The 14,112-nt window shown below is 61.6% G+C and carries 16 protein-coding genes; 6 read left to right on the top strand and 10 right to left on the bottom strand.

Annotated features, from left to right (window positions below; genetic code table 11):
• The first annotated feature begins 221 nt into the window (after positions 1–221).
• Complete coding sequence (locus L2A60_RS18340; protein ID WP_235705919.1) at positions 222–497, top strand: hypothetical protein; 276 nt, start codon at positions 222–224, stop codon at positions 495–497.
• A gap of 202 nt (positions 498–699) precedes the next feature.
• On the opposite strand, the gene L2A60_RS18335 is transcribed toward L2A60_RS18340, so the two are convergent.
• On the bottom strand, positions 700–957 hold the full coding sequence (locus L2A60_RS18335) for a hypothetical protein (RefSeq protein WP_235705918.1): 258 nt from the start codon (positions 955–957) through the stop codon (positions 700–702).
• Positions 958–1,096: 139 nt separating this feature from the next.
• On the opposite strand from L2A60_RS18335, the gene L2A60_RS18330 reads away from it, so the two are divergent.
• The 4 genes from L2A60_RS18330 (at position 1,097) to L2A60_RS18315 (ending at position 4,829) form a co-directional block, all read left to right on the top strand.
• Complete coding sequence (locus L2A60_RS18330) at positions 1,097–1,339, top strand: hypothetical protein (protein WP_235705917.1); 243 nt, start codon at positions 1,097–1,099, stop codon at positions 1,337–1,339.
• Positions 1,340–1,346: 7 nt separating this feature from the next.
• A complete protein-coding gene (locus tag L2A60_RS18325) occupies positions 1,347–2,000 on the top strand; it encodes a DUF6969 family protein (RefSeq protein ID WP_235705916.1) in 654 nt (217 codons plus the stop codon).
• A gap of 115 nt (positions 2,001–2,115) precedes the next feature.
• On the top strand, positions 2,116–3,417 hold the full coding sequence (locus L2A60_RS18320; protein WP_235705915.1) for a chloride channel protein: 1,302 nt from the start codon (positions 2,116–2,118) through the stop codon (positions 3,415–3,417).
• A 170-nt stretch (positions 3,418–3,587) separates the two neighbouring features.
• Positions 3,588–4,829 (top strand): MFS transporter, encoded by a 1,242-nt coding sequence (locus tag L2A60_RS18315; protein ID WP_235705914.1) that lies wholly within the window; start codon positions 3,588–3,590, stop codon positions 4,827–4,829.
• A gap of 70 nt (positions 4,830–4,899) precedes the next feature.
• On the opposite strand, the gene L2A60_RS18310 is transcribed toward L2A60_RS18315, so the two are convergent.
• Both L2A60_RS18310 and traA read right to left on the bottom strand, forming a co-directional pair.
• Positions 4,900–5,505 carry a hypothetical protein gene (locus L2A60_RS18310; protein ID WP_235705913.1) on the bottom strand — a complete coding sequence of 202 codons (606 nt, stop codon included), beginning with the start codon at positions 5,503–5,505 and terminating at the stop codon, positions 4,900–4,902.
• The gene (traA, locus tag L2A60_RS18305) at positions 5,502–8,417 is read right to left on the bottom strand and encodes a Ti-type conjugative transfer relaxase TraA (protein WP_235705912.1); all 2,916 of its coding nucleotides are present in this window, start codon (positions 8,415–8,417) and stop codon (positions 5,502–5,504) included. The genes L2A60_RS18310 and traA overlap by 4 nt, the downstream gene beginning before the upstream one ends.
• 479 nt (positions 8,418–8,896) lie before the next feature.
• On the opposite strand from traA, the gene L2A60_RS18300 reads away from it, so the two are divergent.
• Positions 8,897–9,211: a mobilization protein gene (locus L2A60_RS18300; protein ID WP_235705911.1), complete on the top strand. Its 315-nt coding sequence runs from the start codon at positions 8,897–8,899 to the stop codon at positions 9,209–9,211.
• Between the two features lie 180 nt (positions 9,212–9,391).
• On the opposite strand, the gene L2A60_RS18295 is transcribed toward L2A60_RS18300, so the two are convergent.
• From L2A60_RS18295 to L2A60_RS18265, 7 genes are all read right to left on the bottom strand, one after another.
• Entirely contained in the window at positions 9,392–9,910 is a 519-nt protein-coding gene (locus L2A60_RS18295; protein WP_235705910.1) for a type II toxin-antitoxin system YhaV family toxin, read from the bottom strand.
• 11 nt (positions 9,911–9,921) lie between these two features.
• Positions 9,922–10,257, bottom strand: a complete 336-nt coding sequence (locus L2A60_RS18290; RefSeq protein WP_235705909.1) for a type II toxin-antitoxin system PrlF family antitoxin — start codon at positions 10,255–10,257, stop codon at positions 9,922–9,924.
• A 388-nt stretch (positions 10,258–10,645) separates the two neighbouring features.
• Positions 10,646–11,734, bottom strand: coding sequence for a replication initiator protein A (locus tag L2A60_RS18285; protein ID WP_235705908.1), 1,089 nt, complete (start codon positions 11,732–11,734; stop codon positions 10,646–10,648).
• Positions 11,735–11,788: 54 nt separating this feature from the next.
• Entirely contained in the window at positions 11,789–12,097 is a 309-nt protein-coding gene (locus L2A60_RS18280; protein WP_235705906.1) for a hypothetical protein, read from the bottom strand.
• Positions 12,090–12,725, bottom strand: coding sequence for a ParA family protein (locus L2A60_RS18275; RefSeq protein WP_235705904.1), 636 nt, complete (start codon positions 12,723–12,725; stop codon positions 12,090–12,092). Before L2A60_RS18275 ends, L2A60_RS18280 begins: the two co-directional genes overlap by 8 nt.
• Before the next feature lie 176 nt (positions 12,726–12,901).
• The gene (locus L2A60_RS18270; RefSeq protein ID WP_235705900.1) at positions 12,902–13,234 is read right to left on the bottom strand and encodes a hypothetical protein; all 333 of its coding nucleotides are present in this window, start codon (positions 13,232–13,234) and stop codon (positions 12,902–12,904) included.
• Between the two features lie 126 nt (positions 13,235–13,360).
• Entirely contained in the window at positions 13,361–13,939 is a 579-nt protein-coding gene (locus L2A60_RS18265; protein WP_235705899.1) for a recombinase family protein, read from the bottom strand.
• Between the last annotated feature and the right edge of the window lie 173 nt (positions 13,940–14,112).

Below are 14,112 nucleotides of genomic sequence, written 5' to 3'. Positions count from 1 at the left end.
TTGAGCGTACTCAGGCCAAAGCGCTCCACTGGTTCGCCGATCTTGGGTGATTAACCATCTGATACTAGCTCTTCATTGCCTATAAGTTACGATTATATCTTACGAAAATTTCGAAAGTCTTGATTTCTGAGGTGACAGTCCGCCGAACACAACGCCGTGCGCCCCCTTGGCGACCCGCTGATCGAGGATCATTCCTGTCTCACCATCAACAGGGTTCCACCATGTTCAAGCGCCGTACCTTGATCCATCATAGTGTTCTGGCGACCACCGCCAGTTTGGCGCTGGCCATTATGGGCGGCAAGTCGGCCGAGGCCACCCCCACGATCTCCCAGCACTTGGCCGACTACCAGGACAGGCCAAACCATAGCCATCAATGCGCCGCTTGCTGTATGTTCGTGCCTGGCCAACCCGACCATTGCACCATGATCGAAGGCATCATCAGTCCGCACGGCTGGTGCAAATACTGGCAGGCAGGCCCCGCCGATACTTGTAGCTGATCGGAGGAAGCGTGCGTGCTTTGGTGGGATCATTCGGCGGTATTCTATTTGTAGCTGCTCGATTTCATCGGCGGCTGTGCTCGAATTAAGTGATCGCAGACGGGCCATCGTGCTCAAATTATCTGCCTCCATGCTCACATTAAATGATCGGTGCTCGACATCAGCGTGCCGTGCTCATAATTCATGACACTGACTTTTGACGCTACAGCGGCAGCCCGGCCGCGAGCATCTCGTCGGTGAGTTCCTGGGTTCGTGTGGCGTCGAGTTCGCCGCGCAGGAGGCGCTTAATCTCGACAGGCTTGGCGTTGAACTGCTCCGCCAGGGACCGGACATTGTAGCCATGCCGGGTGAGGCGAGGTTCGAGATCGTCGATCTGCTTCGACAGGATCGTCTCGACGATTTCCAGCGTGATCGGCTTCTCACCGATCCGGTAGCCTTCCTCATATGTGTACATAGTCAACGCGTAGGCGCCGAGCGGGTAACCAAACCGGCGGTCGATGCGTATAATCTATTGATTGGATCGTTCATCGGGCGAGGTCTTGGCTGCGCGCGATCCGATCACGTCTATCGCTCAGTGGTTAATTCAGAAAGGATACGCCATGACCAATCTCACATCGTCGAACCGCATCACCAAAACATCGCTCGCGCTGGGCTCTGCCGTTGCGATTGCCGGGCTTGTGGCCGCGCTACCCGCCCAGGCCGCAACCAGCAGCAATCCCTGCAACGGCACGAAGATGGGCTCGAAATCCAGCAGCAAGACGGGCCACACTAAAACGGATCACGCTGCGATATCGAACAAGATGACGAAATCATCCAACAGCGCAGCCTGCTCCGGAAAATAGTCGCGCAATGCCGATCGACCTGGACCAGAGCCAGCTTTCAGCGGGCGTTGCACTGGTCACGGCTCTGCGTTCGATCGAGGGCCGCGGTTCCAACCTGGTCGGTGAATTGCTGGCTGGCGCGCCGCTCATCGCGTTCGAACATCATCCGACGGGAGATGTCTTCGATCCGGCGACGGGTGCGCAATATTATTTCCATGCGCATCCGCCAGAGGAGCACCGCCAAGGCGGTGCCGACTGGGCGGAGATCGGGCATATCCATACCTTCGTGCGGCCGGTGGGACGCCATGACGACGCGCCGATCCATCACCTAATTGCGATTGCGCTCGATCGGTTCGGTCGCCCGACCAGCCTGTTCACGACCAATCGCTGGGTCACCGGCGATAATTTCATTGCAGCGCAACAGGCCATCGGCTTTGCGGAAACCTACCGCCTGACCGATCAGGCGCCGGCCAGCCGATGCATCAACGCCTTGTTCACCTTGTTCGCGGCCGATATCGCCAGCCTGCTGATCGAGCGGGACGCGGCGATCGACGCCTGGCAGCGGGCGCATCCGGCAGGTGAGGCGCTCGAGGATCGGGCGCTCGAGATCACGTCGTCACGCACAATCGATATCGTCGCGGTGCTGGCCGAACTTCAGAGCATGATCGCGTGGCGCAGTTAGCAGCAGGGCGCTAGATCCTGCGCTTGATTCCGCGCCGGCGGAATGCTTTCTGACATGAGCCGTACGGTCGTGCGGTGATTTCCGGGCAATTTCGATCCAATCAAGGCTGAACGCAGTGAAAGCGGCGAAGCGGAACCTGATTTTTGTTATAGCCGCGATTGTCACTGGACTGATTTCGATTGCGTTCGGAATCGGCGTGACGCGCGCCAGCGCCCTCTTCGCCCATGTCACCACCCACCGGCTCTGGCTGACGCTACTGCTCTGCCCGATCGGGTTGGCGGGGATTGTGTTCTTGACCCGCACGGTGTTTCCGGGTGCGCAAGGATCGGGCATCCCACAAGCGATGGCCGCCTTGTCGATGCAGAACCCGACAGACATCGACACCGTGCTGTCGCTTCGTATCGCGGTGGGTAAATTTCTGCTGACCCTTGCCGGTTTCGCGGCGGGAGCCTCGATCGGCAAGGAAGGTCCAACCGTGCAGATCGGCTGTGCCGCGATGAATGTCTGTGGCCGGCTCGGGTTGGAACGCAGCCACGCGCTGCAACGCCTGCTGATCCTGGCCGGCGGGGCGGCGGGCATCACCTGCGCGTTCAACGCGCCGATCGCGGGCATATTATTCGCGATCGAGGAGATGGCCGGCAGCTTCGATGATCGTCAGGCGCGCTCGATTATCCTCGCCGCCTTTGCGAGCGGGATCACGCTTCTGCTCCTGCTCGGCTACCAGCCCTATTTCGGCTTCTCTCGTGCCATGCTGCCGCTCGGGCTAGTCTGGCTGCTGGTGCCACTTTGCGCGGTGATCGGCGGGGTCGCGGGCGGTATATTTGCCCAAGTGCTGGTAACCCCGGCACGGTTCATGCCGGCGCCGGTCAACCGGCTGGCAAAACATCACCCAGTCGGTTTCGCGTTGCTCTGCGGCTTTGTGCTGGCAGCGCTTGGCCTGATATCGCATGGGCAAGTCTTCGATGCGAGCTATGGCGCGGCGCGAGACGCGCTGACCAAGGGTACGTTGCCGCCGATCGACTTCGCGCCGCTTAAGTTCCTCGCAACACTGGTTTCCTATCTTTCAGGAATCCCTGGTGGTATCTTCGCTCCCTCACTGGCGGTAGGCGTGGGTGTTGGTACGATATTCAGCCACTTGGTGCCAGGCGCCCCGGTGACCGCCTTCGCGATGGTAGGGATGGCAGGCTATTTCTCGGGCGTGGTCCAATCGCCACTGACCGCTACCGCGATCGTAATCGAGATGACCAGCAACCCAGCAATGACTGTTCCGGTCGGCATCGCCGCGATCCTTGGCACGATGGCCTCGCGATTGGTCTGCAAGGAACCTGTCTATCACGCCATGGCACACCAATTCCTCCGCGTGATCGAACATAAGCCGGTCGCCGACCCGAATACGGCCGGCGTCAGACCGGAATAGGGAATCATGAGCAGCCGGGGCACAAAATCGTTACTCGTGCTGCGGCACAAACTGCATACTTCCATAGCCTGAGGCCGTAGACCCGACAGCCAAGCCGTTTCGCCGTAACCGCTCTGCCGTGCCGCAGCGCTGGAATTTGTTTACCTCGCTCGCCTGTCAGGATTGCCTCGATGTCCCAGACCAAGCTGAAAACCAGGACCAAACGCCGCCCGAATCCGATGAGCAAGCTCGAACGGCGGGCGAGCCGTAGTCTGGCCTCGATTTACGGGCTGAGAATGCTCGGCCTGTTTCTGATTCTGCCCGTGTTCTCGATCTATGCCAAAACCCTACCCGGTGGGCATGATCGCTTCCTCGTCGGCCTTGCACTGGGGATTTACGGCTTCACCCAAGCCTGCCTGCAAATTCCGCTTGGCATCGCGAGCGATCGGTTTGGTCGCAAGCCGGTGATGATCGCGGGTCTTGCGATCTTCGCGCTCGGTTCGTTCGTCGCCGGCTTCTCCCACACTTTGCCGATGATCATCGTCGGCAGAGCGATCCAGGGAGCAGGCGCGATCTCGGCGGCAATTTCGGCGATGATCGCTGACGCAACCCAACCGGAAAACCGCACGAAAGCGATGGCCTTCGTTGGCATGATGATCGGTGCGAGCTTCATCATCGCTCTCGTCGCAGGCCCGCTGCTGTACCGCTCGATTTCGGTACCGGGGATGTTCTTGCTCACCGGCGTGCTTGCGATCGGCGCGATCTTCGTGGTGAAGTTCGTGGTTCCCGACGTGAAGATGGGGGCGTCCGAGCCTGCCCACCCGGACACAGCGAATACGAGTGCCGCGCGACATACGAGCCTGTTCACTCCCGCACTGCTCCGCCTGGACTTCTCGATCTTCGCGCTGAATTTCATGCAGGTCGCGCTGTTTTTGGCCCTTCCGCTTGCGCTGGTGAACGACGCCGGCATCCCGATCGAGGATAACTGGATCGTTTATCTGCCGGTCGCCGTCCTGTCATTCATCGTGGCGATTCCAGGAATCATTTGGGCCGAGACGCGCGGCTATATGAGGCATGGCTTTATCGGGGCGGTAGCGTCGATGGGCCTTGCCATGATTGGTTTCGCTGCCGGATACCATGACATCATGGCTCTGGTGGCCGCGCTGTTCGTGTTCTTCGTGGGCTTCAACCTCCTGGAGGCGCTGCTACCCTCACTCGTCTCGCGCACTGCACCGCCATCGCGCAAGGGCCGCGCACTCGGCGTTTATAACACAGCCCAATCGATTGGGCTGTTCGCCGGGGGCGCGATTGGTGGCATCGCCGCCGATCTGGGTGGCAGCGTCGCGGTGTTTCTGACCAGTGCCGCTCTTGGGCTCATCTGGCTGATCGTAGCCATCTTCGTTCGACCCCCGGCCAAGCACTCGATCGGATGAGTTTAGGTCGATTTCGGGCGCTCCAGCCCACACAGCCCTGCTTAAAATCCGTTCCAAGCCACGGACTGCCTTAATACCCACGGATCACCCGGTAATCTGCGTGCTTTCCGAACGCCCCGGCACTCTCATCGACCCGGACACACGGGCGCGCATGTGGGCCGCACGTACTCAGCGCACCCAGCATGCCAGCCTTCACCCAGGCCCGGTGGTTTGCCTGTAACGTGGCGATCTGGTCCTGCAACGTGTTGATCCTCCCGCTATCCCACCATACCAGGGCCGTACTGCTCAGCCAGCCGAACAGCACCAGCGCCGCGATCAGGGCCATGATCCAGCCGAGCAACCGCCAACTCGCCCATTGCACTACGCGCTGGAGTGCCACTTCGGCCTCACCCGCGCCCGCCGTCACATCGGCAAGCTTATCTAACAACGGTTCCGTTGCCTTTCCAACCGCCTCTACCCCTTTGCTGGCCGCCCCGGCCAGACTTTCCGCTACCGCCGAATGCACCGCCTCGCGGGTGTCCTGTGCCAGTGCCGCCACCCCGCGCGCCAGTTCCCGCCGCTCACGCTCCAGCGCTGCTCGTTCCGCCGTCAGCCCATCCAGCGCCACCTGCACCGCCGCCTGCTGGCGCTCGGCAATTTCCATCAACCCGTAAAGCCGATCCTCCGCTTCGCTCATAGCGACATCCCACGATCCCGAGACAGGGTTCTTTCCTGCAGTTTCCGGGCGGCCTCCCGCTCGGCTTCAAGCGCTAGTTGGCGCCGCATGGTGTTTTCAGCTCTCTCCATGAGGCCGGTAATCACGCGCGCCGGCTGCTCATGGGCCAGCACTCGCGCCAGGGTGGAGCCTTCCTCAACCCCGAACGCTGGCCCGCGCTGGCGTAACGCGCCCGCCGCCTCCGGATGATCCCGCAGGGTCTGACCGAACTGAAGCAGCCGCGACCGCGCGCCGCCAAGGGCCGGATCGGCCTCCAGACCCGGTAGCGCCTTGTTATACTCATCCGTCAGCCGGTCCCATTGGCGCACCAGGTCGCGCGCCTTGTCATCGCGGGCGGCCTCGGCCGCCTGCCGATGCCGATGCGCCTCATAGCGTTGCCGGAACCCGGCCCGGCCGGATGCGATGGCGTCTTGCTCGATCGTCTCGGCCGCCCGATCTCGCGCCGGACCTGCGCGCATCGCCTCCGGCACCACGATCTCGCTGCGAACCTCGATCCCCCGCCGCGCCGCGAACTCCCGCCCGGTTTCAGGGGCAATGCTGGCCCGGTCGTAATCCAGCGTGGTCTCCTTGGCATTGGACCGCGACAACCGCGCCGTCAGCGCGCCCATGTCGCTGAACTCGGACCGATCGGCATACAGCGCCACCCCGTCCCGGTGCCGCGTCATCGCCACATAGGTCAGGTGCCGGTCCATCGTTCCCGAGGCCAGCACGAACGCCCGGTCCACACTGGCCCCCTGGCTCTTGTGGATCGTCGTCGCATAGCCGTGGTCCACCGCAGCACAGTCCGCCATCGACACCGACACCGTGCGGCCCCGGCCTGGACCGGAGGAAGAGTCCAGCCGCACCCCGATCCGGCCATCCTCGGCACGCTCCACCGTCCCCAGCATGCCATTCTTCACCCCAAGCTCGCGGTTGTTCTCCCGGAACATGATCCGATCCCCCGGCGCGAACGCCCGCTCGCCCTCGGTGGTCCGATAGATGATCTCGCCGGCAAGTTCCCCCTGCGCCCGCCGCGCCGTCCGGATCGCCTCGTTCAACTCCCGCACGTCCGCCCGGCGATGCGCCAATACCAGGCGTGAACCTTCCGGCCGCGCCGCCCGGTCCGCCATCACGTCCCGCACGATCGCCGCGCGCGCATCCTCCCCGGTCGCCTCGAACCGGACAGCACCCCGCTGGGCGTAGGTCGCAAGCCCTTCCTCCGTCCGGTGCCGGCCAAAATCTACCGATGCCGCCCGCTGCCAGCCATCACGCTGCCGGCGCACACCCTCCAGCTCGACACACCCGATCCGTTCGGCAACCGCCCGGAACGCAGCACCTGCCCCGATCGGCTGCAACTGCTCCGGATCACCCACCAGCACGATCTTCGCTCCGGCCCGGTCCGCCTCGGTGATGAACCGGGAGAGCTGCTTTGAGCCCACCATCCCGGCCTCGTCGATCACCAACACATCACGCGGCCCCAAATGATCAAACCCGCGCTCCCAACCCCGTGACCATGACGCCAGGGTCCGCGACGCAATCCCCGATAATTCCTCCAACCCCTCGGCGGCCTTGCCGGCCAGCGCGGCACCATGGACCTGATAGCCCTGCGCCGCCCATGCCTCCCGCGCCGCCGCCAGCATCGTGCTCTTGCCCGCACCGGCCAGGCCCACCGTCGCCGCGATCCGCTCCGGCCCGGTAATGTGCTCGATCGCCGCCCGCTGCTCGGCGGCCAGGCCATCGCCCCCCACCCGCCGGATCGCCCCATCCTGCCGGGCCAGAGCCGCATCCACATGCCGGGGTGCCACTGCAAACCCCCGTTCTGCTGCCATGCGGTCGGCGCTCGCCGCCATCTCCCGCTCGATCCCCACCAGCTCCCGCGTCGAATACCGCGTCGGCTCGATCTCGCGCCCCCGATCGTCCCGCTGCGCCGCCTGCAACTCAACCAGCGCCGGGGAGGCCATTACCTTCGCCAAGGCGGTCTGGAACGCCTCAGCCCCACCAGGCCCGGACCCGTCCAGATAGCGGTGCAGCGTCCGCGCAATATCCCGCCGGTCGAACACACTCTTCTCATTGGTGATCAGCGTCAGAACCTGCTCCGGCTTCTCCCGGATCAATGCCGCGTTGCGCTGCGCGGCTTCGTCGTCGAGTCGAACCCGCGACACCTCCAGCCCGCGCCGCTGCATCTGAGTCGCATGCACCCCGACATGCTGCGTCGGCTCGATCTCCAGTCCGCACTCCTGATGCGACCGGTGATCGATCCGAACATCCAGACCCGCCCGTGCCAGATGCGCATTGGTCCACTGCTCCCAGCCGATCCGAATGTCCCGTAGCTGCTCATGCGAACTCGGCAGCCCAAGCGCCGCGAGCTTCCTGTTCTCCAGCTCCAGCGCGCTCTTCTCTTCCAACCCCTCCCGCCCCACCTTGCGCGTCGTCATCAGGATATGGGCGTGATGGTTCCGGATATCGGTGTGGCCGTGCGGCGCATGGATCGCAAAATCCACCGCAACCCCATACTGCTTCGCCAGCGCCTGGCTGAACTCCCGCGTCAAGGCCAGCCGCTGATCTGCCGATAGCTCGTGCGGCAACGCCACCTCGATTTCACGAGCAACCCGCGCATCCTTGCGCTTCTCCGATGCCTCCGCGGCATTCCACAACGCCAATCGGTCCCGCGCCCATTCCGGACCGGCACCACGCACGACAGCCCCATCGGCGCCAACCGTATCACCCGGCAGAACGATCTCCGCATGGACAACCCCGGAACGTCTTGTGAAGTCATGCACCATCCCATCGCGCGTATTCTCCAGCCGATCAGCCGTGCGATACGCCGCAGCGGCAACCGCGCTACGGCCGGACGTCCGTGAGATCGGCTTCATGCTCAGATGATAGATCGCCATTCTGCTTCCACTCTACCAAGCACTGAGTTGCGCAGCAACTCGTAAGTGCGCACTTAAGGTTCATCCTCGCGCTGGCGGGGAACATATGGGCCGCTTGCATTATGGTAGCGGCCCATCCGGTTTATACTGAGTTTCACTTTGCGTGATGGCTGCCATCATTATGGCAGGAACGTTCTATTTGAGTGTCGGCCTCATGTGGCGGAACGAACGGCAGAAGGGCAGTCGGAACAAAATGGAAAGCTGGCACTCAAGATAAGGATCGGCGATATCAGGTCCATGAGTATTACATGCCCACGCTGTCAGGCACCAATGATCTGCCGGCCACAAGGTGGCTGCTGGTGCGCCGAGTGGCCATACGCCATCCCAGTCCCGGAAAACCCCACAACCCGCTGCCTCTGCCCGCACTGCCTGCTCACCATTCAGGAGCCGGCCAATTCAGGCATCAACATCAACGATCCCAACCGGAATAGGAAATAAGCATGGCCCGCAAACCCATCGAACAGCAAATCGCCCAGCTCGAAGCCCGCGCTAAAACTCTCAAGGCACGGTTGGCAAAGCAGGATCGCGCCAGGGATACCCGCCGCAAAATCCTCATCGGCGCCCTCGTCCTCCATCGCCTCGAACAAACCGGCGATGGCGAATTCTCCAAACGACTTGCAGACTGGCTCCGGCGTGAGCTGCCCGGCTTCCTCACCCGCGATCAGGACAAAGACCTGTTCAACGATCTGCTGGATGCGAAAGCCGCCGCGCCGTCGCCGATGGCGACAACCGAACTAGCGAAGCCAGAAACCTGAGTCTGGCGCCTCAAAATCACTGTTGCTGGGATTCAGTTCCAAACGGCCAAGCGGTCCCCTTCCTCATCGCAGCTTTGCGGTGGTGCGGTCGGCCCCGACGGTTTACGCCAGAGCGAGCGCAGCGCGGGAGCGCCGTAGGCCGCCGCGAAACGGCGTCTGGCGGGGGTATTATGTGCCGAATTACGCCGTTTCGTCTGCATTGCCGGGAGGCACATCAGGAATATCATCAAATCTGTGGAGAGCTTCTGAAAGATTATCCCGCGATCCAGCCACCAATGCCGGCCAGTCATCAGGCGGATTGCCGTTCGCCAACATGCGGGCAAAGACGGCATAGGGGTCAGTCCCGGCGCCGGCTTTGCGCAGCGTGTCCCGGTCATTGACCCAGGCATAGACGATCACATGGGCTTGGGAGTCAGCTCGAAAGAACAGCCGGAACCGATTGCCCCCGAACTTGGCTCGGAACCAGTGTCGCCGGTCCTTGCCCAGCGTATTGCCCTGCCGGAACTCCGGCGACAGCGGGGCACGCGGAATTCGGTCCAAAATTAAGGACTTCAAAGCAGCCAGAAGGCGGGCATCAGCTTTACTCCGCCATCCCTCGGGATCGGATCGCCTGGCCCGCTCCACGCTCGCCATGAGCCGCTCTAGCTGGTCGAGAAACAGGGGATGGGCATAGAGCTGCCAGCCCTGCCGCTCTAGCACCTGACGCGCGCCTACAGCGTTACCTCGCCCTCGATCGCGTCATCCGGGTCAACCTTCCCTATTTCGGCCGCCAGAGCCTCTAGGTGAGCTGCCAGAGCGGGTGTGATGGCCCGGACGGAATCAGCGGGCCGCGCAGCAAGATCCGTGGCCAGGAGGCTTAGGAAGGGCGTCAGAGCAGGATCGGCGTCTCCGTCCTCTGACATAAGAGCATGAATGGTGACACTGCCGTCTTCCACCCGGAAGGCAATACGGCCACCATAACCAACTCCAAGCGCCTGCCGAACAGCCTTCGGTACTGTCGTCTGTCCCTTGGTAGTGATGGTGCAAATTTCCTCGACCACTGGCATGTGCGCCTCCTATTAGCCTGTGCCAGCAGGTAAGATATTCGCATTACTTTTTCAATAGCCCTTTGCTAAACCTTTTTCTTGCAAGGTTGGTGGAATGGACGGCCCTCGCCCTGTGACTTATCCACAAGCGAAGACGTTTTAAGGTTTTAAATAAGTTTTAAAGAGTTTTAGCCAAAAAAATAGGCATTTTCTTTTGTTGAATCAAGATGTTATGCGAATGGTTGGTGGGTAATCGACGGAGATTGGTGGGTAATCGACGGAATCTGGTGGGTAATCGACGGGATTAGGTGGGTAATAGACGGGCTATCCACAACTTGAACGAATCAGAAGGTTAGGCTGTAGCTGGCCGTGGCGCATGATAGCGAACTGGCGGTAGGTATTCCGTCTATTACCCACCTTCTGCCTGGGCCGACTCGATCGGCGGAACGGCGTCGCGGTGGGCCATAACGAGCGTCGGCCCCTCTTTGCCCGGAATTTCGCTCAAGCTGTATTCGGGCAAGTCGTTGATCGAGATAATGCCGCGCAGGATGCGGCAAAACTCCTTGAAGGTGCCGGCGCTGCCGCTGCGTTCATAGATCGTGCGGAACGCCCACCGAGCTTCCCCCTTCCCTGCCGCCCTACGCGCGACGCGATAGAGAAAGCGACCGATGCCGGGTTCGATCAGAAAGAAAGCGGGATGGACCGTGAGGACTTCCGGATTCTCGGCCTCAACAACCTCGCGGTAAATCCACCCTGGAATCTCCACTTCCACCATCGCAACGCGGCCGGTGTCAGCATAGGAAACCGTCTTATAGTTGCCGATTAGCCCCTCGGCCTGCGCCTCACGCATGAGGCGGCTGCCGCGCCCTTTCCTTGTGGTTCTGACGATCTTGATGGTGGTGTTCTTGAGGCGATCTAGGGCTCCCTCGATCTCCTCATACTGCCGACCGCCATCCGAGCGACGGCAGAATTTCAGGATTTCAGCAACATGCGGACGAAAGGCCAGGCCGGGCTTTTCCCCCCGCCCATTGCGATATCGGTTCATCGCTTCGGTGAGATGGGAAATCGCCATCAACACGATGTCGTAATCCCATACTGAGGCCATGCCGTCCGGGCCAGCTTTGACTTCAACATAGCCGTCCGTCAGCTCATAGCGGATCGTCTCCCCTGCCCGCTTGTCTTTCTTCGACAGGCGAAAAACAGCCACATCCATGATGGAACGGCTGTCTTTGGTCGCAACGTCGTAGAGGGTCGGCACAAAGAAATCGGCCTGCTCATCGCCGGGCGGGGGCCGCCGCAAGGTTGATTTCGCCCGTTCTTCCGCCTGTAACGGATCGGGAGCAACATAGTTGACCAGCTCGGCCGGCACGTCCCCAAGCACATACCAGCTCTTGCGCTGAACATCCCACTGCGCGCCATGCCGCTTGGCATGGCCCTTCTGGTCGAAGTCGATGTTCAGATAGGTGCGTGGACGCCGTGCGGCGCGTTCGTGGCTCATATCAATCCTCTTGGGCACCCCCTCTACAATATTGCTGCAATCTTGCGGCATGCTTTATCGTTGGGCTTCATAGGCGTCCAATGCCCGCTCTAGCAGCTCCACCAGCTTGAGACCGTCGCGCTCGGCGATGTCCCGTAGCCGGTTGTCGAACTCGGGACTAACTCGCGTTGCAAAAGGCAGGGTCCGGTTTGTGCGCCGCATGGCACGGGCATCGCGTCGCCTGGGACCGGCCTCTGTCCCAGCTTCGGCAAGCGAGGGCAGGGGGGCAATTTCCGGCGCTCTAAGGTTTGGGCTGGCTTCCTCGATCGAGGGAGGCGCACCAAGGGAGCGGCGAACCTGTTTCAGCTTCGATACATCAGCCATGATCGGTCACTCGGTCGATAAGGGATTGGATAAGGGCGTCGGCGCGCGCATTGAGCGCGCTATAGCGGGTTTCAGTCACAGCATGACCGCCGTTCTGCGCCCGGCGATAGGCCGGACGCTCAACTAGGCACCCGGCAAGAACGCTGTAGCCCGCCTCTTGGAGATAGGCCCGCGCCTCCGCTTCCTCGGCGTCTGTACCGATCCGGTTGAGCGCAAAGGTCAGGCGATCGACCGGCAAGCCTGCTTTGGCAAGAGCGTGAAATTCACGCACGGCCGGCCGCAGGTCATCCAGTGATGCTCCTGTGGGCTGCACCACAAGGCTGGCAGCTTTCGCGATCTCAAGCGTTCCCTGGCTAGTTCGCGCCGGGCCGTCGATGACGAGGATGTCATAGGCGCCGGCTACGGCCAACGCTTGGGCCGCTGTGGCGAACGCCTCAACGGAAACGACAGGCTCGATACCTGCGCCAAGACGGAGTCGGTGCCAGTCAACGGAAGTTCCCTGTTGGGTGTCGAGATCAGCCACCTTCACCCGCAGCCCGCCCGCCGCAGCTTCACGGGCCAGGGCACGGGCCAACGTGCTCTTTCCGACGCCACCCTTTTGCGACACGAACGCTACGACTGAGGCCATAAATCGTCACCGTCATTCTGCAAGATTGCTGCATGCTATTGTAGATAGAAGTATTCTGCAAGATTGCTGCATGCTTTATGTAAAGAATGACAGATTGGGCCGATGGGGTCTGCGAGCAGGTTAATTTCTGCATCAGAACGGACGTTATGGAAACGCCACACAGGCGGTGCCCACGACTAAATTCTCCGCCGAATGGTGGCAGGGGATCGCAAGAGTACCTCGCGCAGAATCACCGCTTGAGGGTCAAGTGAACGCTGCCATCCGCGCCAATAGTCGGCGATCACCTCGTCATCAAACGCGGCAAGCGCAAAATGCTGAAGCCCATTGTTCATATCGGCAATGTGCGGGGTAGCCTCGGCGCTTTCGACCTCATAAAGGACTGACTTCGCATAGCCCTCAATGTTTGTGCGACAGAGTTCAGCTTCTTGCCGTGTCGGAAAGCAGAACAGGCAATCGAGGCGAGATGGGCAGTTACGGAAGAGCCTGTGCCGCAAGGATTCGTAGGCCATCTCGCGGCGAAAAAGACGATGTTCCGTACCTCGAAGCCTAATGATTCGGCCAAAATTCCCTGGTTCGATGACAGATCCAGGTGCGAGCAATATAGGACAAAAGTGGAAATAGGAATTCATGGATGACTACGCCACCACGTGGGTCAACCTTGAAATCGTCGCCCGCCCGACGTTGTAGCTCTGTGCCAGCTCCTTCAACGTCGCACCCTCGGCCCGGCGCTGCCGGGCCTCCGCCTGCTGCTGCGGGGTGAGGGCAGGGGGGCGGCCCATGTGCTGCCCCCGCGCCTTGGCGCGGCTGCGGCCCTCGGCCGTCCGGGTGCGGATCAGGTCGCGTTCCACGTCGGCCAGGCCGCCCAGCACGGCGAGCATCAGCCGGCCGGTGCTGGTGCCGGTATCAGCCCACGGCTCGGCCAGCGACCGAAACAGGCCGCCGGCGTCGGCGATCTGCTTGACGATCGCGAACAGGTCGAACGTAGATCGCGCCAGGCGATCGATCCGCGTCACCATCACCACGTCGCCAGCCGCGACGTGCTTGAGCATCTTCAACAGCTCGCGGCGATCAGCCCGCGCCCCGGTCGCTTTCTCCCGGTAAATCTTCGCGCATCCGGCCGCACGCAACTGCTCAAGCTGGGCATCGAGCGTCTGGCCATAGGTGCTGACTCGGGCATACCCGATCAGGCGGGAAGGGCGGTCTGTTCCGGTCATATCTTACGGGAAGTGTAAGCCCTTGATTCGCCAAGGGCAAGCCGCGTTACCGAAAGTCTTGACTTTCGTATTTTGAAACCAGTGCGCCCGAACGTAAGATAGCGGCATGCCGCCACCCATCCCCGTCTTTCTGACGCCCTATGATCCGGCATGGCCGGAAATGGCAGCCGAAT

The sequence above is a fragment of the Acidiphilium iwatense genome, assembly GCF_021556475.1.
Classification (GTDB): Bacteria; Pseudomonadota; Alphaproteobacteria; order Acetobacterales; family Acetobacteraceae; genus Acidiphilium; species Acidiphilium iwatense.
This window is presented reverse-complemented; position numbering and strand designations above follow the sequence as displayed.